The organism is Hydrogenimonas thermophila, from assembly GCF_900115615.1.
Classification (GTDB): domain Bacteria; phylum Campylobacterota; class Campylobacteria; order Campylobacterales; family Hydrogenimonadaceae; genus Hydrogenimonas; species Hydrogenimonas thermophila.
The window spans coordinates 102,681-124,698 of record NZ_FOXB01000003.1 but is presented as its reverse complement, the minus strand read 5'-3'; the positions used below and the strand labels follow the sequence as shown (position 1 = coordinate 124,698).

The 22,018-nt window shown below is 34.0% G+C and carries 23 protein-coding genes and 2 tRNA genes; 9 read left to right on the top strand and 16 right to left on the bottom strand.

Annotated elements, in window-relative coordinates; genetic code table 11:
- Window positions 1-3 precede the first annotated feature (3 nt).
- From coaE to BM227_RS01980, 3 genes are all read right to left on the bottom strand, one after another.
- A complete protein-coding gene (gene coaE, locus BM227_RS01990; protein WP_092910630.1) occupies window positions 4-594 on the bottom strand; it encodes a dephospho-CoA kinase in 591 nt (196 codons plus the stop codon).
- Window positions 594-1,409 carry a spermine/spermidine synthase domain-containing protein gene (locus tag BM227_RS01985; RefSeq protein WP_092910628.1) on the bottom strand — a complete coding sequence of 272 codons (816 nt, stop codon included), beginning with the start codon at window positions 1,407-1,409 and terminating at the stop codon, window positions 594-596. Before BM227_RS01985 ends, coaE begins: the two co-directional genes overlap by 1 nt.
- Window positions 1,410-1,566: 157 nt before the next feature.
- Window positions 1,567-1,809, bottom strand: coding sequence for a hypothetical protein (locus BM227_RS01980; protein WP_143089676.1), 243 nt, complete (start codon window positions 1,807-1,809; stop codon window positions 1,567-1,569).
- A 118-nt stretch (window positions 1,810-1,927) separates the two neighbouring features.
- Here BM227_RS01980 and BM227_RS01975 point away from each other — a divergent pair, with 118 nt between their 5' ends.
- From BM227_RS01975 to purM, 3 genes are read left to right on the top strand one after another with little or no spacing between them, the layout of a single operon-like run.
- Window positions 1,928-2,233, top strand: a complete 306-nt coding sequence (locus tag BM227_RS01975; protein WP_092910621.1) for an MTH1187 family thiamine-binding protein — start codon at window positions 1,928-1,930, stop codon at window positions 2,231-2,233.
- 41 nt (window positions 2,234-2,274) lie between these two features.
- On the top strand, window positions 2,275-2,502 hold the full coding sequence (locus tag BM227_RS01970) for a hypothetical protein (RefSeq protein ID WP_092910619.1): 228 nt from the start codon (window positions 2,275-2,277) through the stop codon (window positions 2,500-2,502).
- A 15-nt stretch (window positions 2,503-2,517) separates the two neighbouring features.
- On the top strand, window positions 2,518-3,513 hold the full coding sequence (gene purM, locus BM227_RS01965) for a phosphoribosylformylglycinamidine cyclo-ligase (RefSeq protein WP_092910616.1): 996 nt from the start codon (window positions 2,518-2,520) through the stop codon (window positions 3,511-3,513).
- Between the two features lie 148 nt (window positions 3,514-3,661).
- Here the strand turns inward: purM and BM227_RS01960 are convergent.
- The 5 genes from BM227_RS01960 to BM227_RS01940 form a co-directional block, all read right to left on the bottom strand.
- A tRNA-Asp gene (locus tag BM227_RS01960) sits at window positions 3,662-3,738 on the bottom strand.
- A 24-nt stretch (window positions 3,739-3,762) separates the two neighbouring features.
- Window positions 3,763-3,838 (bottom strand) — tRNA-Lys (locus BM227_RS01955).
- A 31-nt stretch (window positions 3,839-3,869) separates the two neighbouring features.
- Window positions 3,870-5,084, bottom strand: coding sequence for an ArsS family sensor histidine kinase (locus BM227_RS01950; RefSeq protein WP_092910613.1), 1,215 nt, complete (start codon window positions 5,082-5,084; stop codon window positions 3,870-3,872).
- Window positions 5,081-5,755 carry a response regulator transcription factor gene (locus tag BM227_RS01945; RefSeq protein WP_092910610.1) on the bottom strand — a complete coding sequence of 225 codons (675 nt, stop codon included), beginning with the start codon at window positions 5,753-5,755 and terminating at the stop codon, window positions 5,081-5,083. Before BM227_RS01945 ends, BM227_RS01950 begins: the two co-directional genes overlap by 4 nt.
- Before the next feature lie 20 nt (window positions 5,756-5,775).
- Window positions 5,776-7,170, bottom strand: coding sequence for a DegQ family serine endoprotease (locus BM227_RS01940; RefSeq protein WP_092910607.1), 1,395 nt, complete (start codon window positions 7,168-7,170; stop codon window positions 5,776-5,778).
- Window positions 7,171-7,391: 221 nt separating this feature from the next.
- On the opposite strand from BM227_RS01940, the gene BM227_RS01935 reads away from it, so the two are divergent.
- Both BM227_RS01935 and pgeF read left to right on the top strand, forming a co-directional pair.
- A complete protein-coding gene (locus tag BM227_RS01935) occupies window positions 7,392-8,210 on the top strand; it encodes a DUF6544 family protein (RefSeq protein WP_092910604.1) in 819 nt (272 codons plus the stop codon).
- On the top strand, window positions 8,207-8,908 hold the full coding sequence (gene pgeF / locus BM227_RS01930; RefSeq protein ID WP_245756997.1) for a peptidoglycan editing factor PgeF: 702 nt from the start codon (window positions 8,207-8,209) through the stop codon (window positions 8,906-8,908). The genes BM227_RS01935 and pgeF overlap by 4 nt, the downstream gene beginning before the upstream one ends.
- Before the next feature lie 10 nt (window positions 8,909-8,918).
- Here the strand turns inward: pgeF and BM227_RS01925 are convergent, their stop codons facing one another.
- The 8 genes from BM227_RS01925 to BM227_RS01890 all read right to left on the bottom strand — a co-directional run bounded on the left by BM227_RS01925 (window position 8,919) and on the right by BM227_RS01890 (window position 18,004).
- Window positions 8,919-10,259 carry an OprD family outer membrane porin gene (locus BM227_RS01925; protein ID WP_177201946.1) on the bottom strand — a complete coding sequence of 447 codons (1,341 nt, stop codon included), beginning with the start codon at window positions 10,257-10,259 and terminating at the stop codon, window positions 8,919-8,921.
- 352 nt (window positions 10,260-10,611) lie between these two features.
- Complete coding sequence (locus tag BM227_RS01920) at window positions 10,612-11,166, bottom strand: TetR/AcrR family transcriptional regulator (RefSeq protein ID WP_245756999.1); 555 nt, start codon at window positions 11,164-11,166, stop codon at window positions 10,612-10,614.
- A gap of 40 nt (window positions 11,167-11,206) precedes the next feature.
- The gene (locus BM227_RS01915; RefSeq protein ID WP_092910595.1) at window positions 11,207-11,809 is read right to left on the bottom strand and encodes a TetR/AcrR family transcriptional regulator; all 603 of its coding nucleotides are present in this window, start codon (window positions 11,807-11,809) and stop codon (window positions 11,207-11,209) included.
- A 24-nt stretch (window positions 11,810-11,833) separates the two neighbouring features.
- A complete protein-coding gene (locus tag BM227_RS01910) occupies window positions 11,834-13,714 on the bottom strand; it encodes a hypothetical protein (protein WP_092910591.1) in 1,881 nt (626 codons plus the stop codon).
- Window positions 13,711-14,256 carry a HyaD/HybD family hydrogenase maturation endopeptidase gene (locus BM227_RS01905; RefSeq protein WP_092910588.1) on the bottom strand — a complete coding sequence of 182 codons (546 nt, stop codon included), beginning with the start codon at window positions 14,254-14,256 and terminating at the stop codon, window positions 13,711-13,713. Before BM227_RS01905 ends, BM227_RS01910 begins: the two co-directional genes overlap by 4 nt.
- 155 nt (window positions 14,257-14,411) lie before the next feature.
- The gene (cybH, locus tag BM227_RS01900; protein ID WP_177201945.1) at window positions 14,412-15,101 is read right to left on the bottom strand and encodes a Ni/Fe-hydrogenase, b-type cytochrome subunit; all 690 of its coding nucleotides are present in this window, start codon (window positions 15,099-15,101) and stop codon (window positions 14,412-14,414) included.
- A gap of 11 nt (window positions 15,102-15,112) precedes the next feature.
- Window positions 15,113-16,849 (bottom strand): nickel-dependent hydrogenase large subunit, encoded by a 1,737-nt coding sequence (locus tag BM227_RS01895; RefSeq protein ID WP_092910585.1) that lies wholly within the window; start codon window positions 16,847-16,849, stop codon window positions 15,113-15,115.
- Window positions 16,850-16,852: 3 nt separating this feature from the next.
- Window positions 16,853-18,004, bottom strand: a complete 1,152-nt coding sequence (locus BM227_RS01890; protein WP_092910582.1) for a hydrogenase small subunit — start codon at window positions 18,002-18,004, stop codon at window positions 16,853-16,855.
- Window positions 18,005-18,418: 414 nt separating this feature from the next.
- Here BM227_RS01890 and BM227_RS01885 point away from each other — a divergent pair, with 414 nt between their 5' ends.
- From BM227_RS01885 to BM227_RS01870, 4 genes are all read left to right on the top strand, one after another.
- Window positions 18,419-19,027, top strand: coding sequence for a TetR/AcrR family transcriptional regulator (locus tag BM227_RS01885; RefSeq protein WP_092910578.1), 609 nt, complete (start codon window positions 18,419-18,421; stop codon window positions 19,025-19,027).
- Window positions 19,002-19,892: an NADH-quinone oxidoreductase subunit B family protein gene (locus BM227_RS01880; RefSeq protein ID WP_245756996.1), complete on the top strand. Its 891-nt coding sequence runs from the start codon at window positions 19,002-19,004 to the stop codon at window positions 19,890-19,892. The genes BM227_RS01885 and BM227_RS01880 overlap by 26 nt, the downstream gene beginning before the upstream one ends.
- Entirely contained in the window at window positions 19,885-21,183 is a 1,299-nt protein-coding gene (locus BM227_RS01875) for a nickel-dependent hydrogenase large subunit (protein ID WP_092910575.1), read from the top strand. Before BM227_RS01880 ends, BM227_RS01875 begins: the two co-directional genes overlap by 8 nt.
- Before the next feature lie 163 nt (window positions 21,184-21,346).
- Window positions 21,347-22,018 carry a transposase gene (locus BM227_RS01870; protein ID WP_092910572.1) on the top strand — a complete coding sequence of 224 codons (672 nt, stop codon included), beginning with the start codon at window positions 21,347-21,349 and terminating at the stop codon, window positions 22,016-22,018.

Here is a 22,018-nt window from a genome sequence, read left to right as displayed (position 1 = left end):
TGATTACCTATATTTGGTGATTTTGTTGAAAATCTGTTCAGTTTCTTGTTGTAGATGTTTAAGGTTTTTACTATTATCTATAACCCAGGTTGCAAGTTTTTTCTTCTCTTCTATGTCAATTTGTGCATTCAATCTTGCTTCAGCCTCTTCATCGCTTAATCCTTCACGATCTATAAGCCTTCTTTTTTGTATCTCTCTTGGGGCATAGACAACAATAACTTTTTCTATAGGGTAGTTACCAGTTTCAAAGAATAGAGGTATATCTACTATATATGGTCCTTTAAGGCGATCTTGTTCTTCACTTTGCCGTTCAATTTCTGCCCTGATTTTTGGATGAAGAAGTTCTTCAAGTTTTTTACGGGCATCTTTATCTGAAAAGATCAGACGACCCAATGCTTTTCTATCTACTTTTCCATCAACAATATACTCTTTTCCAAAAAGCTTTGAAATAGCATCAGATTCATTATCTAACATCTGCCTTGCTATAGCATCAGCATCTATAATACGAAGACCATATAGCCTGAGAAGATTGCAAACGGTTGATTTTCCGCTTGCAATCCCGCCTGTTAGGGCAATAGCATATTCGTAAGCCATTATCGTTTTATATATGCTTTTAAAAGATTGAAAGTTGCTGTTGGAAGCGCAAACTGAGAAACATGAATATCGCTGTTATACCATTTAAACCCATCTGTCAAATCAGCTCTTTGTAAATTTACATCTGCTGTTGGATGGAAAAATTTACTTCCAAGAGCAAACCACTGCTCTCCTCCAGGTCGAACCATTGAAGTATATCTAAATGGCATAACAATTTTAAATTCACAGCAAAATGCCGAAAGAACCTCTTTATGTCCAGCCATATCAAAGAGTTGGCTGCTAGCATCCATTACTACCAACCCTTTTTCAGATAGTATTCTATTAACATGAGCCATAACAGCTTTGTCATTTAGATAAATTTCATCAAAACGGTTGATAATTACAATATCATACGCTCCATCTTTTGCATTTCCAAGAAATTGAACTGTATCTTCAATGATTAGATTTACACGCTCATCTTCTAAAGCTTTATCATAGCAGCCAAACACTTTTGCAGCATCTACAATATTTGCATCTCTCTCAACAACATCGATTGTAATATCTTTATGCTTAAGCAACTCAGCTGCAATAGCCCCATCACCACCATCAACAACAAGAACACGTTTAGGCTCTTCATGAGAACACATTGCAGTATGCGCTGCTATCTCATGACGAATCATACTGTCATGTTCACAGTAAAGTGCTTTTCCATTAGAAACTATAATCTTTCCAAAATACCCAGAGTTATATACTTCAACTCCACCTTGCTCAAAAACTTTCTCTTTAACTTTGTACTCATTTTTTACAATATCAACGACTCCCTGAGTCAACCACATAATATTCCCCTTAAATTTTAAACAGTATCCGGAGTTTTTGGATGCAAGTATGCATACCAAAAACTCGCAAAAAGCTACAAAAGTGAAGCAGTTCACTTTTGCTTAACGCTTTTTGCCGATTGTATCAAAAACGCTTTAAAGATATTTTAAGTGCATACTAGCCAAAAATGCTTTTACCAACAAGAAAGGATATGAATATAACTAAGAAGAGAGCTCCAAACCTGTTTGTATATCTTTTATTATTTATAAATATAGAAATAACTGTACCAGCCAATACAAAAAGAACAAGTACTCCATAAAGTATAAATATAAGTGCTATTCTATCTTCTGGAAGCTCTATTTGCGGTGTTGAAAGTACAAATGTCTGTACAACTATCCAAATAATCCATATAAAAATCATCACCGAAAAAGAGAATAACCAAAAAAGAGTCTGAACTTTACTGCTATGTCGTATCAATACAAATCAATCCTTACGAAAAATATTTTATATAATAACAAAAAATTGATAAGGAGAAAGAATGAGTGCATTGGTAGAGTTTGCAATGTTTCCAACAGATAAAGGTGAAAGTGTTAGTGCTTATGTAAGTAGGATTATGAAAGTTTTCAAAGAAAATGACATAGACTTTCAATTGACTCCGATGGGAACAATTTTTGAGTGTGAAACAGTTGAAGATGCGACAAAAGTCATAAACTTAGCATACTCTGTCCTTGAACCTGACTGCAACCGTGTCTATACTTCAATTAAAATGGATATAAGAAAAGGAAAATCAGGCCGGATGAAACAGAAAATTGCCTCAATACAAAAACACTTGGATGATCATTAATGTGATATAATTTGCAAAAATTTATCTATGGAGGCATCACAATGTGTGCTGAAAGAATCCAAAGAATCTTGACAGCAATTATGCTTGGTATTGCCCTAATGTTCCTTGCACAAGGTGCTGCAGGTAATACACTTTATCTGCAAATAGGTGTTGCATTACAAGTATTCATTATAATTATGATACTTGTGTGGGCATTTACAAACTTTTGTCCATCACTTTGGTTTTTTAACAAAGTTTTTGGACCATGTAACTGGAATAAAGAAAAATAGAGAAAAGAGTAAATAATGAGTAATGTAAGTTATAAAGATGCGGGTGTAGACATTGATGCAGGCAATGCTTTTGTAGAAGCAATCAAACCAGCTGTCAAATCAACATTTGACAGCAATGTCATAGGTGGTATCGGCTCTTTTGCCGGTGCCTATGCAATTCCTGGAGGCTACAAAGAGCCAGTAATGCTAGCTGCTACAGATGGAGTTGGAACAAAACTTAAACTTGCTATTGAAAGCAAAAAATTAGACACTGTTGGAATTGATCTTGTCGCTATGTGTGTTAATGACCTTATCTGTAACTTTGGAACACCTCTATTTTTCCTGGACTACTATGCAACAGGCAAACTAAAAGTAGAAGATGCAAAAGCTGTTGTAGAAGGAATTGCTGAAGGGTGTCGCCAAAGCGAATGTGCATTGATCGGCGGTGAGACAGCTGAAATGCCAGGAATGTACAGTGAAGAGGATTTTGACCTTGCTGGATTTTCAGTTGGAATTGCTGAAAAGAGTGAAATGAACCGTTTAGAGCATGTAAAAGATGGGAATGTTCTTATTGCACTTCCAAGCAGCGGTATACACTCAAATGGTTTTTCACTTGTGCGTAAACTTCTTTTTGAAAAACTTGGCATGAAGTTTGAAGATGAGTTTAATGGTAAACCATTGATTGACACGTTGTTGACACCTACAAGAATCTATGTAAAAACATTTAAAGCATTAAAGAGTAAAATTAATGCATTAGCCCATATTACAGGCGGTGGTTTGGTAGAAAACCTTCCACGTGTCTTACCTGACAATATGCATGCTGTTATAGATACTTCCAAGATAAAAGTTCTTCCTATTTTTGAACTTATCGGTAAACATGTTGAAAAAGAGGAGATGTTCAGAACGTTCAACATGGGAGTTGGAATGGTTCTTGTTGTAAACCCAGAAAATGTTGACAATGTTCTTGAAAACAGTGACGGTTATATAATTGGTGAATTAAAAGCAGGTGAAAAAGGTGTAACACTGCTTTAAAATTTAATATCTGCTGCCTATGAAAGTAGACAGCAGATTTTTGTTTATAAATTCTACATATTTTTGATTTTATAAACACAAATGAATAATAGTTATGCCAATTGTCAGGTTTGATTTGTGTTAATTATTAAGTAGAATAAAAAAGAAGTGGCGCGGTGGACGAGACTCGAACTCGCGACCCCCGCCGTGACAGGGCGGTATTCTAACCAACTGAACTACCACCGCACCGCAAAAAAAGATAAAACTTAGTGGTGACCCGTGTTGGATTCGAACCAACGGCCCATTCCTTAAAAGGGAATTGCTCTACCAGCTGAGCTAACGGGTCATAATTGAGTCGAAATTATACCTCAAAATCTTTAAAATTTGATTATAAACCTGTTTTTTTTCTCTTTATTTTCATATTCAAAGCTAAATCCATGTACTTTGGCAATCATATCTACAATGTAAAGCCCTAGTCCTAAACCACTAATAGCTTCACTTCCTTGAGTATATGGCTGAATATAGTAACTCAAAGGGTGTGATAGAGGATTACCATTACTCTCTACTACTATACCTGTTTCATCAGCTATAATATGAAACTTTCGATCACTTGAATACTTGATGGCATTATCAATCAAATTTTTTAGAGCAATACTTAGAAGTTTGAAATCAGCTTCTACTCTTTGCGGTTTAATATCAAAAGTTCCACGATCTTTTTCAATCATAGCCAAGTCTATTGCCTGGTCTATTAAATCTTCCATTGTTACAGGTCTAAGTTTAAGAGGAAATTTGCCACTGCTAAGTTGTTCTATGGTACCAAACTCACTTATGGTACTATCTAAACGCATAAAAATCCTCTCAAGCCTCTCTTTCTGTTTTGACTCAGGTAACATCTGTACTGTCAACAACCCTTTTGTTAGAGGCGTTTTTAACTCATGCATAATATTTCGTATAAAAAGGTTGCGTGAATTTATAAGCATCCGGATTCTTCCTATTGCCTCATCCAAACTAATAGATACTTGAGCTATCTCATCACTTCCTTCAATTCTACAGTGAACATCTAACTCACCCTCTCCAAATTTTCGAATACAACGTTGCAAAGACTTTAGAGGCTTTAGCTTAAACCAAATTGCCCAAAAGATCAGCATTATCAAAAGAGCTGTCAATATAAAATAGATCCATACTATCTTAGGGTTATAAGGGCGATATCTTTCATCTTCAAAAAGAATAAGCCGTCCAAATGTGTTTATTAAAAGATATATTCGATCATCTTTTTCAAGCATATCAATAAATCCAAATGGTATTGGCTGACGACCTAAAAGCTTGGCTCCTTTTAGAAGCGAAATTCCTTTTTTCTCATCTTTGATCCATTTCATACCATATTTTTTTGATGTCTCTTCTATCTGCTCTTTTGCATTTCCTCTATCTAATCGAAGTAAAATATTTTGTGCAAAAAGAATATTTCTCTGAACTATCATCTGTGAGTGGCGATATTTGTCATTGATCCCATAAAAATAGAATGCAGTACCTGCAGCAAGAAATGCTATTGTAAAAATTGCAGAGATAAAAACAAAAATAGAGATACGTCTCATGGGGTAAGCCGATATCCTAACCCGCGTACTGATCGAATAAATCGTGGCTGCTTTGGATTATCTTCTAGTTTATGTCTTATGCGGCTAATAATTACATCTATGCTTTTTAGTGAACTATCTTCATGAATAGCATCAACATTATAGATAAGGTCTTCTCTGGAGACTACTTCATTGGCATGTTCTAAAAGATATGTAAGAATGCCATACTCAGCTGCTGTAAGATGTAGAGGTTCTCCTCTAAAATAGATCATTCTAGAGTTTTTATCGAATCTCAACTCAGCACTGTTTTTAGAATCTTCACTCTTTTCTCGTCCTATACGTCGCAAAATTGTCTTTATGCGAGCCACCAACTCTCTGGGATCATATGGCTTTGGAAGGTAGTCATCAGCACCTTTTTCAAGTCCAACTATTTTGTCTGTTAAATCATTTCTGGCAGATGAAATAATAATAGGTATATCATTTCTCTTTCGTATCTGTTCACATACATCAAGTCCATCCATACCAGGAAGAGATAGATCTAATATAACAAGGTCAAAAGGCTGAGTCTCAAGTTTACTGAGCCCCAAAAAGGGGTCAGGGACATTAACTGTCTCAATATTGAATCGTTGTAAATATTCACTTAAAATTTCTGCTAACTCTTCATCATCTTCGATCATCAGCACTTTGACCATACTTCATTCCCTTAAATTTTTTAGTCAACAACCAAAATGCGTATCATTCCTCTTCTGTTTATGTAAATACGTTTACTACCTGTATACTTTTTCATTGCCTGTTGTACATCAGATACATTTTTGATCATTGTATCTTCTATTTGAATAATAATGTCTCCTGGCATAAATCCTGCTTTATCGGCTTTACTTTCAGGTTTTACCTCTGAAACAATTACTCCTTTAATATCATCAGGAATGCCTATCTGCTTTCTAATTTGCGGTGTAATATTTTGCAGTGTCAATCCATCTACAAACCCTTTGTTACCAGTAACTTTAAGTCTGTTTTCAGGGAATTTTGCCAACGTTACTTTAACAGTTTTAATTTTTTTATTACGCTCAAAAGTCAATTCTACATCTTTACCTGGAGGTATTGCTCCTATGGCATTTTTTAAATCACTGGCATCTTTAACAGGAGTTCCGTTGACTCTAATAACTAAATCACCTCGTTTTAAGCCAGCTTTTTGTGCTGGTGTATTTTTGTCTACATCTAAAATAACTGCACCCTCTTTATTTTTATAGATTTTTTGCAAATCATGGGTTAACTCACTTATGCTGACTCCAAGATATCCATACTCTACTTTTCCATGTTCAATCAGTTGTAATGCAACACGTTTGACCATATTTACAGGAATAGCAAATCCAATACCATTATTGGCTCCACTTCTAGTAATTATAGCACTGTTTATGCCTATAAGTGCTCCTCTACTGTCAACAAGTGCTCCACCGCTGTTTCCAGGATTTATAGCTGCATCAGTTTGTATAAAGTTCTCATACTGATTAATACCAACACTATCTTTACCAAGTGCTGAAATTATTCCCTGACTTACACTCTCTCCTACACCAAATGGGTTACCGATTGCAAAAACAAGATCTCCTGTTTTAAGCTCATCAGAGTCTCCCAACATAATTGTTGGTAAATCTTTTGCATCAATTTTAATGACAGCAATGTCAGTTTTTGGATCGTTTCCAATAACTTTAGCCATATAGTCTTTAGAGCTTCCAGGAAGTGTAACATGCACTTCATCAGCTCCATCTATAACATGGTTATTTGTAATAATGTAACCATCTGATGTTACTATAACACCAGAACCTAGTGAACGCTGTACTCTTTCACGTGGCATCATTTGACCAAAAGGCATATTGAAAAATTCTCTAAAAAACGGATCCATAAATGCTTGTGGAATATTTTGTCTCACTCGTTTTTTTGCTGAAATATTTACAACACATTTGCCAGCGTGTTCTATTGCCTTGTTGAAAGACAAAATCTTACCTGCTTCTGGCATAACTCTTTCAGCATGAGGTGCCTCTTTAAATCCTATATTTCCAGCCATTAGTGAAGCTGCTAAAACAGTAGAAATAAGCCATACTTTTTTCATTATTATAAATTCTCCTTTTTCTCAGATTTATACATAAGCTCCGGGAAAAATTGGTTTTTGTCAGGAGTTTTGCTATAAGGAGTAAGATGCATGCTCCCGGAGCTTATGTATAAACCAAAAGCTAACGTGTATTCTACAGGAGCGATAGTAAACACATAGAAATGAATTGTAAACAGAAAGTTAATGCTATAATTCCCAATCTATAAAATAAGGAGTCTTTTGTGATATCATTAATTAAAAAACTGCTTACTGTTTTTATTGTTTTAATAATTCTAAATGTTGGCTTTATCTGGTATGGTCAGGCAAACTTTGAGGCAACTATAAAATCACTTGGTAAAGCTTTTGTTGAAAATAATGTAACATCTTCATCTGTTGTGCAAAAACTTCCAGTACCAATAGATCAATATATTGACAAATCAAATCTTTCACAAAACAGTTACAAAGCTTTAGCTATTCAATTTGATGGAGAGTATACTCCCAAACCTTCTAAATCAATGAAAATGCATACACTTGCACTTCTTCGCCCTACACCAGATATGCTTTTGGGTATACGACTTGACAGTAATCTCATTGTTACGTTTAATGCGATAGAGACTTATCATAAAGGTCAGGCAAATATGCAAATGCTGCTTTTTGGAATTGTTCCAACAGGTGACTTTAATGATGAAAAATTTGCCCGTTCAGAACTAGCTCGTCTATTAGCCTATTCTGTTTTTAACCCTGCTTTGCTTAAGTATGAAAATATTAAATATGAACCGCTGGATGCAACCCATACAAAAGCCACAATAACTGATGGAAAAATAGATGCTAGTGTTATTTTTGTCAGTGACAGAAGCGGTAAAATCATAGAAGTTCAAAGCAATGACAGATTTCGCCCAATAAAGAAAAAACTGCAAAAAACCGCTTGGAAAATGAAAGTTATCTCTTATGACAAATTTGACGGACTAAACCTGCCTAAAGAGGTAGAAGAGATGTGGGTTGAAGATAATAAAAACATCATTTATAGCAAATATTCTCTAACTTCAGCTAAACGACTGTGAAAATCAAATACTGCTTTACAAATCGACATGGCGGAGTCAGCACTCCGCCATACGATTCATTAAATCTTGCATTTCACGTTGGTGACAATCAAGAAAATGTCATACAAAATCGTAAAATACTTCAAAATAAATTCAACCTTCAAAACATTGTCTGGATGGATCAAGTCCATAGTGATAATGTACAAACTGTTTCATCGCCACAAACTAAACCATTATCAGCTTGCGATGCAATAATTACAAATCAACCTAATATTGCTTTAGCAGTTATGGTTGCAGACTGCATCCCCATTTTAATGTTTGATCCAAAACGTAACATTATTGCTGCTATACATGCAGGACGTAATGGAACTTTTTTACAAATTGCACCTAAAACAGTAAAGGTAATGCAAAAAGAGTTTGGTAGTGTACCAACTGATATTCAGGTTATTATGGGACCTTCAATTCATAGCTGTTGTTATGAAATAGGAGATGACCTTGCTTCTATAGTAGAAAAAAATTTTAGCAAAAATTATTTGAATGGTCGGATGCTTGATTTACAAAAACTTAATTGTGATCAACTAATAGAAGCTCAGATCAATAAAAATCATATAAAAATCTCTAAAATATGCACCTGTTGTAACTCAGACTACTTTTCATATAGAAAAGAGGGAACAACAGGAAGATTTGCAGGAGTTATTTGGGTAGAGAAGTCATACTAAACTGATCTTTTTAAAAATTATAATTTATAATAAAACGATACTCATCCCAACTTAAATTTTCCATATCTGAATAATATTTAAAATCTCTTGGAAAATTTCCTCTAAATCGAAACTGTATATTTTTAATTACAGAAGGATAATATTTAATATCAAAACCACTCTCTTTTGCTGTCCAACCTACACCATTTACGTAAGGGTTATCTTCTCCTAAATCAAAATTACAGTGATAAATTGATACATTTCCATTTATACCAAAGCTTTTAAGATTATAAGCAACTCCTACTTTCCAACTTTTTGTATCTGAATAAAACTCATGATGAGCAACCATTCCATTTGTAAATCCTAAAGTTGAACCCCACATATTTATAATACTTGAACCTTCTACATTATTGTTATTTGCACCAGTAAAAGAGAAAGCTACATAACCGCTCATATTTTTATACTTCATAGCTAATTTCATAGCTAAATAATATGAGTTAATTTTATCAAACTCTATATTTCCCAAACTTTTTGCTTCCTCTAAAGCATTGCCAATGTTATTCTCTTTAATATATTGAGTAGATGCATTCAGCTTAATTGAGCCTACAAAAAAACTATAATCTCCCTGTAAATAAATAGCATTTAAAATATTATGAACATAATAGTCCCAAATTTGCAACTGCACGTTTTTAAAATCTAAATATTTAATACCTATAAATGTTATACCATTAGTTTTAATGCCTACTGCATATTCACCAATATTTGAAAAAGTTCCCATATCAGAATTTATATAACTATATCCACCTGTAGCTGCACTTATCCCACCTAGATATGCATTAGCAAAAGTACCTGCTGCAAACTTTGTAATATGTGCAAAAGTAAAAGTTATATCTTTTATGTCATTACTGATAAAAAGATAAGCTTCATAAAAATTAGGAATCATACGTATATCATGCTCTCTTAGCATAGGAGTATTTATTTTTTGCCTACCAATTTTTAACATCATATTTTCATATTTATATTTTAAATATGCTTCACCAACAATCGTATAACTACTTAAGCCTTCACCAAAAAGTGTAGGATCTAAAACTTCTCCTGGTAAATTATCTGACCTTATTCCAAAATTGTTAGTAGAATAAAAAGAAATTCCACTACACATTCCTTGAAAAAAACCTGTTTTGTAGTTTAAATATCCACCACTGGCAAATGCTGACTTATGATAATTAGTATGTCCATTATAATTTCTATCAATATAAAATAATCTAAGCTGTCCTCTAAAACTCCCATCTTTTAGAGCTTCAGCAATTGATTTAGAGCCATAAACAGAATTTCCATATATAATAATTACAATTAAAAATAATATTTTTGCCATAAAACTCTTTTGAATTAAAATTATTAATAATACATATAAAATATGCATATTTTTAGTAATTATATGGCTTTTTTACTTAAGAAAGTTAATAAATAACAATAAGATTTAATGTATGAATATTTTTTATTATAGTTATCAAAGGCTGTAAAAGAGTAGTTGCCTAACAAGGAGTGGTAATATTTTTATGGAAGCAGGGATCAGCTATTTCCACATAGCAGAAATTAATGGCTCTTCTTACAACCTTTGATTATGGGATTCATTTTTATTATAGGAGGAGGTTGCATAAATTGATCATTATAAATGAATGCCCATTCAAAATAATATCTCTTAAGAGCTTTTACTTACCTTAAATCTAAGACAATCCTTTATATATTGCATCCGATATTTCTTTCTTATAAGATGAAACATCTCTATCTAAAACATTTTCTCCAGACAAAAACGTAAAAGCTCCCAAAATTCCTGTTAAAACACTAAAAGAGACAAAAAAATCTTGACTTTTACGAAATTCATAGTTTCTAATTCCATACTGGATCAACTCTTCTACCTCTTTAACAAAAGCTTCTGCAAGCTGAAATCCACCATCTTCATTCTCTTCAAAAAGATCTCTATTTGCAAGATATACTCTTAGAAAAAATTCTATAACTTCGGGTGAATGTTGAATTATTTCAAGATAATCTTGAACAAAAAGTTCTATCTTTTCTCTTGCCGGTATATTCTTTTTATTTATATCTTGAAGTGATGATGCTAAAATTCCTGAAGCAAACCTTATAGCACTTTTAGCTAAGTTTATCTTAGAAGGGAAATAATTATATATATTCCCTACACTCATCTTAAGCTCTTTTGCCAAAAGAGGTATTGTTGTATGGTAAAACCCTTTTTTTGCAAAAAGCTTTAATGAACAAGACAGGATTGAATCACGTTTTTTATTACTTTTTATGATGTTTCCTTTAACGTTTACTTAATGCTAAATAGATATTTTCAGCAATATCTGGAGCATATTTTATCACATTTTTTTCAAGTACATTCTCTCCGGTAAGAAAAGTAAAACATCCTAAAGGTCCCATAATCATACTGAAAGCAACATGAAAATCCTGCTTTTGTAAATCGCCAGCAGCAGCACCATTATCAAGTAATCGACCTACCTCTTCAATAAATTCAGAAGCACACTCATATCCATTATCACATCTTTTTGAAAAAACTTCCCTGTTTGCCAGATATACTCGTAAAAAGAACTCTGTCAACTCAGGGAACTTCTCAACAACTTCAAAGTAACCTTTTACAAAATGCTCTATCTTCTCTCTTGTAGTTATATCCATATTATTTATTTCACGCAACTTATTTGCTAAAACATTTGTACAGTATCGAATGGCACACTTTGCCAAATCTTCTTTAGATTTAAAATAGTTATATATATTTCCTGCACTCATACCTACTTCTTTGGCTATGTCAGGAACTCTTGTCGCATAAAAGCCATCACGAGAAAAGAGTCTTATTGCTGCTAATACAATATCAAATTTACGTTCTTCTTTAGCTTTTATATCTTTGGTCATAACCTTTTCCTTCCCGAATTTGTACTAGCGAAGAGTCAGTAATAATGATCCATATGCTATATTTATATCATCAAGAGGCATAGCTTTATTGAAATATACAGAGTGATTTTTTGCAATCAGCATATTACTTTTTTGTAAAATCTTCTTCTCTCCAAAAAGAGAACCACAAAAAACTACGCCATCTAACCCCATATCGGTCTCTATATCGTCTATCATCGTGCTTAAAAACTCTGAAAAGCTCTCTACAACTCCAAATGATAGAGTAAGATCATCTACACCTGCAAGTTTAAAACTCATTGCTGTACGAATGCTCCAAAGAGGATTTAGCTGTCTCTCCTCTTTTAATTTATAGTCTATTCTAGGGCCTTTTTTACCTTTAAACTCTGCAGCATTATCAAGAAGGTTTCTTGCAGCTTCTATATTATCTTCTCCAAATCCAAGAATAACTCCTATTACTCCAAATAGAGTCATTATGCTTGAACCATCTTTTTTAATAGTATTATCTGCTAGCTGTTCCAATCTATCTGGAAATTTCTTTTTAAAGTTAGAGAGAAGTTTAGCTCCGGTTTCATCCATATTTTCTATACCAGAAAAGATTTCATCAAATGTTTGATAATCAAAATCAAAACGAATAAAATCAACCAGACCAAACTTTTGAGAGTGAATCATAATAGCACTATCGTAAGACTTACTTATATATATACCTGCTAATTTCTTATCTAGAAGATTATGCTGCCCTAATACAGAGAAAAATGCTGCATGTCTATGAGAGTAACGAATAATAGGTGCTTTTGTTTCTGGAGCTTCTTCATTTTCACTTACAAGTAGTTCATCAACTTCTATATCTTTTCCAGCTAACTGATCTTGGTGTACAACTTCAGCAAAGTCACCTTCCATTATACCGACATATTCACTACAAAGACTCAAACTTTTTTTACCAAAACCTTTACCTCTCCAAGGCAATATAGTACGTTCACCTGATGCAACAATAGCATTACCTGCATCTGTAACAACAACATTAAGAGGTTTTAAAGAAGGTGTATTTGAACTAAAGGTAAAAGATATTGGCAATGACGGATCAACTCTTTTAGAGATATAAAAGAGTTCATCTCCCATTTTTTTCAATGCTCTCATAAGTAAAAAAAGTACCATATCATCAGGCAGTTTTACATTTGCAAATGCACTGTTAAAAAAAGGATATTTCTCTTTAAGTGCTGCTGTAATTTGTAAACGTATTCTTGGTTTTTCTATGCTTCCTAGTGCAAGTACTTCCCCTTTTTGCATCTCAAAGAAGCGTGATGCTGTATGAACATCATATGTTACTACTTCATCTACAGGAAACTTCACAATATTTTTTTGTGTCAATGCTGAAACAGTTACAGTGCCATTCATTGTAGTTACTGTTGCACATCCGCCATTATGTATGACTTTAGCTAGTGAATCAAAAATTTCATTATGATTCGAGTCTGCTGGAAGTTCTATCTCTTTAGCAAAATTTGTCAATTTTACATTAGCTGGCTCAACAGAATATCCGCATACTTCACAACTAGTAAAGATATTTCCAAACTGTTTACTTTCAGAATTTTCTACATCCAAAAGACATTTAGGACAAGGAGGTATTGCGTCAGGTTTAGAAAATTTATCTTCCCAATCCGGCAATTCTGGTATGCTTTCAACTGCTTCAACACTATAATCTTTCATAAATATAGAGTGAGGAACAGACAAAGCCAGTTCATTTGCAAAGTTTTCAAGCTCTTCTGCACTGTCACTCTCAACATAAAGTTCAGTATTATCATCTTTTCGTATCAAATGACCATTGCAAGACGAGTTTGATAAAGTACGAAGTAAAACTCTTTCTAAAACACCATTTTCTGTAATATTTACAAATTTAAAAACTAAAATCATCTTACTTCCCTAATATATGTCTCTTTAGCAACTTCTTGAAGCAAAGGAGATGCAATCTGTTTTGATTCCACTCCTAAAGTGGCAAGATGATCAATAATTGCTTTTTCCATTGTTTTAGATGCTTCAATAACTTCATTAGTTAATGAAAAAGTTGAATCTTCACCTATTACAAAAGGTACTACACCTACAATTTTTACAGGTGGCAAATCTCCAAACATTTCAATCATTTGCAGAGTTTGAAGCATTTCAACCTCATGTGCACTCCCTTGCCATGTAACACAAGATGGCACAGCATTAAAATCAAAAAAGTATACATCCCCTACTTCACCACCTTCAGTTGTAACACAATCTATAATAATGACATGATCATAATCTGTAATTATAGGAATCAATCTTTGAGCCAGTGTACCACCATCTACTAAATCTATTGTATGTTCATCTGATTTAAACTCATACTTCTTTTCAAGATAGTGCACCATATGTGGTCCAATACCCTCATCTCCAAATAGTATATTACCTATTCCTAAAATTAAAATTTTCATATATAAATATCTCCTTTTTTCTGAAGCAATTCTCCCTTCAGCGAATCAGAAAAAATTTTAAATCTCAAAATCTTTTATAATGCGCAGAAAGGAAGGTACTCCCCAAAAAAAGGGGGAGTAATTTATCGGAAGAATAGCATATGTAGCAGTTAAAATCAATGATCTTCGTGTTTCCACTTCATACCACTGAATACAGCGTCCATAGCCCCTTCTTTACCAAAGACAGCATTATAGACAGCCATATAGATATGTCCAACAACGAATATGATTATACCCCACATAAGAATATGGTGAATTTCACGAACATTTGCTAATCCACCCATCATTACTTCAAGTGAACGCATTGGTCCATAAAGCATATCACCAAGACCAAGATGTGTTGTATGCACATATAAAACAAGCCCTGTAACTATAATTCCAAAAAGCATTAAATAAAAACCTGCATATGCAACAAACTGTATAGGGTTATAAGTCCCTTTCAGCTTTGGATGCTTTGCTATAAGCATATAATATCCAACTTGCTGAATCCATACTTTTGGATCAACCAAATCTTTAAGTGAAGCCATCTCTCCACGATGTTCACGAGTAAATAGGAAAAGATATGACTTAAAGATAAAGACTGCTACCAAAACCCAGCCAATTATTTCATGCCATCCTCTCATTAATGCTTGCTGAAAGTTTGTAGGCTCAGCATTTGGTTCTGGAGTTAGAAAAGGATCCGCAATATAAAACCCTGTAAAGATTAAAGCAACAATAGAGAATGCTCTAATCCAGTGCTGCCATCGATATGAAGCGGAGAACTCTTTCTCACGCTCCATAAGATTTTTGTTTTCATGGTTTGCCATTTTGACTCCTTTCAGACAGAACAAGTGCCATAAAGTGGATCTAGCTTATACTCACTAAGTTTATTTCCTTTAGTATCCATTACATGTACGGCACAAGCAATACAAGGGTCATAAGAGTGGATAATTCGGATAATCTCAAGAGGCTGAGTTAGATCATGTATCTTTAAGCCTACAAGATCTGCTTCATATGGCCCTTGTCTTCCATTTGCATCCATCGGACCTGCATTCCAAGTAGAAGGAACAACTGCCTGATAGTTTTCAACAACACCATTTTTAATGCGAATCCAGTGGCTCAACATACCTCGTGGAACATCACCAATACCACGTCCTTTGTACTCTTTATTTTTATCAATAACATATGGAGCACAAGTTGTTTGGTCAACTTTTAGGTTCTCAACAAGGTTATTGAATGCAGTCAATCCATTTTCAGCAATAATTTTTGCTTGCAACATACGACCTGCTGTACGTCCAAGAGTTGTAAATAGAGCTTCAACAGGTAATCCTGTTCGCTTTAAGAAGTCGTTAACAGCTTTTTGTACTCGCTTATTACCTTTAGCATAGCTAACAACCATACAAGCTAATGGTCCAACTTCCATTGGTTGGCCATCATAGCGTGGAGATTTGATCCAGCTATATTTTTTACTCTCATCAATCAATTTAGAGTGTGCCATTTTACCATCAGGACCGACACTCTCTCCATCTCTCAATCCAGTATAGTTTGGATTTGTCTTTCCATCATATGGATGAAGCGGTTGATTATCTTTATACCAAGAGTGAGTTGCTTCTTCAGTAATCAAATCTTCATTAATATCAAAAGCTTTACTCAAATCTCCATTTAAAACATAACCTGAACTAAACAGATAATCACCACGTCCTATTAGCATATCTTCATGTGCCATGAAGTTTTTAACACCAATAGGCTTAGTTACAGATGGCTCATCTTTATACATTTCAGCTGCCATAATAATATCAGCCTGATAAGCATTAATAACAAAGTTTGCCATCTCCTGGAATTGAGCCATCCACTCACCCATACGTGCAGGATCTTGAAGGTCCATAATACAAGTAACACCACCAACAGTAAGACTTTGTGGGTGTGGGTTTTTACCACCAAAAATAGCCATCATACGTGCTGCTACACGCTGAAGCTCAAGTGCTTTTAGGTAGTGTGAAAGTGCAATTAAGTTTTGCTCAGGAGTAAAGCGATATGTTGGATGCCCCCAGTATGCATTGGCAAATGGTCCAAGACCTTGAGGATTTTCAGCAAATTTTTTAACTTTTTCCTGAACACGAATCAGGTCATTAACACCTGTAGCAATAGGATCATCAGCATATTTAAATGCTAACTCACTAGCTTTTTTAGGATCAGCTTTAAGCGCTGAAACAATGTCAACCCAATCAAGTCCATGAAGCTGATAAAAGTGAACAACATGGTCATGAAGGAAAAGAGAAATATTCATAAGGGTACGGGTTAGCTCAGCATTCAAAGGAATTTTGATTCCAAGTGCATCTTCTACAGCCATTGTACTTTTAAGATAGTGAGAAAATGTACAAACACCGCAGATTCTCTGCATCATAAAAGGTACATCTCTTGGATCACGACCTTTTGCAATTACTTCAAGTCCACGCCAGAGAGTAGAACTTACATAAGCATTTTCTACTACTCCCTCATCATTTACGACAACTTCTGCACGAAGGTGTCCCTCAATTCTGGTAATAGGATCTACTACGACTCTTTTTTTCCCCATCTACTACTCCTTAGGATTTTTAATAGCTGAAATGGCTGCATGCGCGGCAATACCGATACCAACTGCTGTTAAGACACCCATACCTATCTTATCTGCTGTTGCATCAGCTCCAAGACCGCCAAATACTGTTTCATAAAGTCTGTCTGCTAATGGCTCTTCATATGGCCCCATAGTATCCCAGAAATCTGGTTCACTACATCCAATACATCCATGTCCAGCTTGAATTGGCCAAGATGTGTGGTCATTAAATCGTTCTCTTGAGCAGTTATTGAATGTATATGGTCCTTTACATCCAACTTTGTATAGACAGAATCCTTCCATTGCATTTGCATCACCGAACTCTTCAACAAATTCACCAGCATCAAAGTGACCACGTCGTTCACATAGATCATGAATTCGAAGACCATAAGCCCATTTTGGACGATTGAATGCATCAAGTGCTGGAAGTGTTCCATAAAGAATATAGTGTAGAAGTGTTCCTACAATATTTTTCTCACTTGGAGGACATCCAGGAACATTGATAACAGGTTTATGTGTTACTTTACTCATTGGAACAGCGCCAGTTGGATTTGGTGCAGCTGCCTGAATACCACCAAATGCTGAACAAGTACCAATAGCAAAAATTGCTGCTGCATCTTCAGCTGCTTTCTCTGCTGAATGGAGTCCAGTATGGCCATGTGCCCCAATTGTCAAATAGTTACCGTGCATTCCGGTTGGGATACCACCTTCAACCATTAAAATGTAGCGTCCCTTATATTTTTCAATTGCTTGCTCAAGATTATGCTCTGCTTGCCATCCTGCAGCAGCCATAATTGTCTCATGATACTCAAGAGAGATATAATCAAAAATGAGACTGTCAATAGTTGGATATGATGTACGTAGTAAACTTTCACTACATCCTGTACACTCTGCCATATGCAACCAAACAATTGGTAATCTGTCAGCAACTTCTGCTGCTGCAGCTACAGTAGGTGCAAATGTAGCAGGAAGTGACAATACAGCTGTCATTGCACTTGCCCACTTCATAAAGTCACGTCTAGAGAAACCTTTCTCTTCCAATAACTCAGGGATTGATTTATTATCCTGAATTTTAGGAAGCTTTTTCAGCGCATTGATTCTTTCCGAGAATCGCTGAAGCAAACTTGATTCATTCATTGTTACTCCTTATTGAAAGTAGAGCGGCCGCTATTCATAATCATAATATTTAACTCTTAAACTTTCGCAAGTATAAATATTATGACTTTTATATGGCCTGTGAATGAATGATAATTCGTTTGAACTTAAATTTTTATGAATGAATGCTTATTTGCAATAATAATTTTTAAAAATATATTTTTTTGAAGTTTTATTTAAGTAACACTGCTTATTCTTCATTTTTTATTAAATAGTATTTATCGTCTTTGTATATAACATAATTATTGATGGAAATAATAATAAATTTTTTTCTTTATTATATTAATGCAACTCTTTTTATTCAAAATGTTATTTAAAAAAAGAAAAAACTTATTGTTCAAAGAAACAATTTGGTATTATTTAGAGCTAACAATTTTATTGGGATAAGAGACTAATATGAGAAAATCTAAAGAGAGAAAAAAAATAGACATTATAAAAGCTGCTCTTCGACTATTTTCAAGAAGAGGGTTTTATTCAACAACTATACCTGAAATTGCAAAATCATTAGGAATGAGTGCTGGAAATTTTTATAACTACTTCTCTTCAAAAGAGAGTCTGGCGGAAGAGATAATTCGTCATATTTCTGAATCATTGGGGGCAAAACTTCGTGTTATTAATGACTCACCAATATCTACAAAAGATAAAATCCGTAAAATTGTAAATGTCTATTTTCAAACAGCAAAAGAAGAGCCTGAGATGCTTGATTTTTTCCTTCGTGTTTATCTTTCCAATCGTGAAATATACAAAGAGCGGTGTGAAGGAATTACATGCATAACGGCTTTTGTTACAGAATTGATGATCTTTTTTGACAATGGTGTGCAATCTGGAGAACTAAGAAACCAAGACTTTTTCTCTGCATTTGGTCTTTTTATGGGATATCTTGGAGGAATGGTATTTTTAAATGGAGAGGCTATTTTACCCGAACCATTAGAGCATTACGAAGAGTCAATTGCAGAGAATATATATAGAGCTCTAAAAAATGATGAACTACCACAAAAAACCTAAAATTATATGGTTACAAGGTGCAACTTGTAATGGAAACAGTCACTCTTTCTTTAACTATCCCTACCTAAAAACTGTACTTAACTCATTTGACCTTATATATCATCCTATAATTCCTTCACCTATTTCACTTAAAAAAATTGTTAATGATAAATCAATACAATGTGATATTCTTATTATAGAAGGGACAATTGATCCAAATTTTTATAGAGCAGGAATTTCAATTGACAAACTTATAAAAAGATTTGATGGTAAGGTAGATACTGTAATTGCAGCAGGAACTTGTGCATCATTTGGTGGTATTTTCTCTCAAAATAAAAGAAATGCAACTGGAATTTTATTTAGACATGAACAAAAACTAAAAAATCCACATATTTTAAAAAGTAATGTTATTAATATACCTGGATGCCCTATACACCCAAAAAATCTTGCAACAGTTCTAATGGCTATAAAATCAAAACAACCAATTCCTCTTGACAACATGAAACGTCCAAAAGAGATATATGCCCATACAATTCATCACGGTTGCAGTCGTAATGAATATTTTGAATGGAAAGTGGATGCAAAAGATTTTGGACTTAAAGAAGGATGTCTCTTTTACGAGCAAGGGTGCAGAGGACCTATGAGTCGAGGAAACTGCAATATAACACTCTGGAATGAAACTAGCTCAAAAACAAGAACTGGTCAACCTTGCTTTGGTTGCACTGAACCCAACTTCCCTAACTTCTCCTTTTTCTATACTCCTAAAAATATGTCAATTCCAGCAGAAGTACCTCTTGGAGTATCCAAACGAATTTACCTTACAGTTAGTAGTGTAGCAAAAACATTTTCAATTCCTAGGTTAAAAAAGAGGTTACTAGATGATTAAACAATTAGTAGAACATATAGAAGGAGAAGCTGTACTAACTTTTCATAATCAATGGGGGAAAATCAGAGATGTACAGATAGATTTTCCAAATTTCAGAGGCATAGAATTAATTCTTAAAAGAAAACCTGCTCTTGATGCACTAGTAATCTCTCCAAGAGTTTGTGGTATTTGCGGTCATTCTCATCTAATGGCAGCAGTAAGGTCACTTGAATCAATTTTAGAAAACAGCTCTATTACTGTTGATTTAACTCTAAAAGCAAAAGTTATTAGAGATATTACTTTATATTGTGAAATTATACAAAATCATCTTAAATGGTTTTATCTTACTTTGTCTCCAAAACTGGCAAGTCTGACAAAAACTGAACCTCCTTCATATCTAAAAATGCATTATGCCGTTACACAAATTACATCTGTTATTGCCATTTTTGCAGGACAGTGGCCTCACTCATCTTATGCAATTCCTGGAGGGGTAGTATGCGATCCAACACCTCTTGAATTAATGCACGCAGATGCACTTTTATGCAGTGTTATTGAATTTTTCGAAGAAAAAATAATAAAAGATAGTTTAGATAATATCCTAAGTATGAAAAGATGCGAACAACTACTAAGATTAACTGGTGATCTACCTGATATGTTAAGACTATTAGAAAAAGAGGAGTTGGGCACGATTGGCAAAAGCCATGGAAGATTTATAGTATTAGGAGAACACTCTATTTTCTCAAAAGCAAAAATGGCAACAAATATTTACCATAGTTTAGATATTGATAAAATAGAAGAGGAAGAATCTTTATACTATGGAGAAAAGACATTTGCCAAAAAGGTTAAATTTAATGGAAAATTTTATGAAACAGGACCTCTTGCTAGAGCATTAACAAAAAAAGTTGCACTAATAAGAGACATGTTCCGTCGCAATAAAGATACTATAACTACACGCATTACAGCTAGAGTATATGAGATAGCAATACTTTTACATGAGTGCAGACGATTAATTTCCACTATAAATATAGATGAACCATCTTATATAAATCCAAAAATATCTTGGCAATCAATAAGTGGCAAAGGCATTGGAGTTATAGAGGCACCAAGAGGATCTCTTATTCATAAAATTTCAATAGAAAACGGTACAATAAAATCTTCTCAAATAATTACACCTACCCAATGGAACCTTAGCACCTCATCAGTACAAAATCCAGGTATTGCCCAAAAAGCAATGATTGGCTTGAAAGACACTGAAGTTGCAGAATTTGTTTTTAGAACTTTTGATGTATGCTCAGTCTGTACAACACATTAAGATGTATAAAAATGAGAAGATACCCCGGACGCTCGGAACCGTCCAAGGATACGTGCGGTGCTCTACTTTCAATATTGTAATAATAGTAACTTTTGACTAAAAATGAACTGATGAAACACTACTCTTAGCTAATTTCGGAACTAAACTATGTTAAAATGAGGCTATGATCACTCAATGTATATATTGCAATCATACTAAACTGTATAAACTAGCAAATGGTCATCTAAAATGTGCATTATGTAAGCGTAAAATAAGCCCAGCAAAAATTGAAAAAACTAAAAATATTATTAATGCATTCTGTAAAAACTTGACAGCCAGAGAAGCTTCAAAAGAGTGTAAATGCAGCTATATGACTGCTAAAACACATTATGATCAAATACGCTTACTTATAACACAATATTTAGAAGAGCAGTACAACAAACATGCAGGTGAGATTAAAGAATTTGATGAATACTTTTACCTTGAAAAGAGTAAAAAGAAGAGTGAAAATACAATTTTTGATATTCAAAACTTTTTGACATTCGATTATGGTGGAAAGGTTTATAATATCCTTATGCCATCCCTTAGAAAATATCGTACCCATCTTCTTGATGATGGAATGCAACATAAATATTACAATCAGCTTTCACGCTTCATAACCTTCAGGAGGGTTGCAAAACTTGAACATTTAGACAATACTATTATTAAATTCTGGAATTTTTTTGAAGAGAGTATTAAAAGATACAGAGGTGTAGATAAAGAATACTTTATCTACTACCTTAAAGAAGTTGAATTCAAATTTAATTACAATATTGAAGAACAAAAGAATATATTATATTCACTCTATTTAACTTAA

What these genes read in the sequence shown, in the direction of transcription:
- BM227_RS01885 (WP_092910578.1), top strand. Translation starts at nt 18,419, where the DNA reads ATGAGAAAATCTAAAGAGAGAAAAAAAATAGACATTATAAAAGCTGCT.
- BM227_RS01890 (WP_092910582.1), bottom strand. Translation starts at nt 18,004, where the DNA reads ATGAATGAATCAAGTTTGCTTCAGCGATTCTCGGAAAGAATCAATGCG.
- BM227_RS01915 (WP_092910595.1), bottom strand. Translation starts at nt 11,809, where the DNA reads ATGACCAAAGATATAAAAGCTAAAGAAGAACGTAAATTTGATATTGTA.
- coaE (WP_092910630.1), bottom strand. Translation starts at nt 594, where the DNA reads ATGGCTTACGAATATGCTATTGCCCTAACAGGCGGGATTGCAAGCGGA.
- BM227_RS01950 (WP_092910613.1), bottom strand. Translation starts at nt 5,084, where the DNA reads ATGAGACGTATCTCTATTTTTGTTTTTATCTCTGCAATTTTTACAATA.
- BM227_RS01870 (WP_092910572.1), top strand. Translation starts at nt 21,347, where the DNA reads ATGATCACTCAATGTATATATTGCAATCATACTAAACTGTATAAACTA.
- BM227_RS01905 (WP_092910588.1), bottom strand. Translation starts at nt 14,256, where the DNA reads ATGAAAATTTTAATTTTAGGAATAGGTAATATACTATTTGGAGATGAG.
- BM227_RS01940 (WP_092910607.1), bottom strand. Translation starts at nt 7,170, where the DNA reads ATGAAAAAAGTATGGCTTATTTCTACTGTTTTAGCAGCTTCACTAATG.
- BM227_RS01880 (WP_245756996.1), top strand. Translation starts at nt 19,002, where the DNA reads ATGATGAACTACCACAAAAAACCTAAAATTATATGGTTACAAGGTGCA.
- BM227_RS01975 (WP_092910621.1), top strand. Translation starts at nt 1,928, where the DNA reads ATGAGTGCATTGGTAGAGTTTGCAATGTTTCCAACAGATAAAGGTGAA.
- BM227_RS01925 (WP_177201946.1), bottom strand. Translation starts at nt 10,259, where the DNA reads ATGGCAAAAATATTATTTTTAATTGTAATTATTATATATGGAAATTCT.
- purM (WP_092910616.1), top strand. Translation starts at nt 2,518, where the DNA reads ATGAGTAATGTAAGTTATAAAGATGCGGGTGTAGACATTGATGCAGGC.
- BM227_RS01970 (WP_092910619.1), top strand. Translation starts at nt 2,275, where the DNA reads ATGTGTGCTGAAAGAATCCAAAGAATCTTGACAGCAATTATGCTTGGT.
- BM227_RS01980 (WP_143089676.1), bottom strand. Translation starts at nt 1,809, where the DNA reads ATGATTTTTATATGGATTATTTGGATAGTTGTACAGACATTTGTACTT.
- cybH (WP_177201945.1), bottom strand. Translation starts at nt 15,101, where the DNA reads ATGGCAAACCATGAAAACAAAAATCTTATGGAGCGTGAGAAAGAGTTC.
- BM227_RS01875 (WP_092910575.1), top strand. Translation starts at nt 19,885, where the DNA reads ATGATTAAACAATTAGTAGAACATATAGAAGGAGAAGCTGTACTAACT.
- BM227_RS01945 (WP_092910610.1), bottom strand. Translation starts at nt 5,755, where the DNA reads ATGGTCAAAGTGCTGATGATCGAAGATGATGAAGAGTTAGCAGAAATT.
- BM227_RS01910 (WP_092910591.1), bottom strand. Translation starts at nt 13,714, where the DNA reads ATGATTTTAGTTTTTAAATTTGTAAATATTACAGAAAATGGTGTTTTA.
- BM227_RS01985 (WP_092910628.1), bottom strand. Translation starts at nt 1,409, where the DNA reads ATGTGGTTGACTCAGGGAGTCGTTGATATTGTAAAAAATGAGTACAAA.
- BM227_RS01895 (WP_092910585.1), bottom strand. Translation starts at nt 16,849, where the DNA reads ATGGGGAAAAAAAGAGTCGTAGTAGATCCTATTACCAGAATTGAGGGA.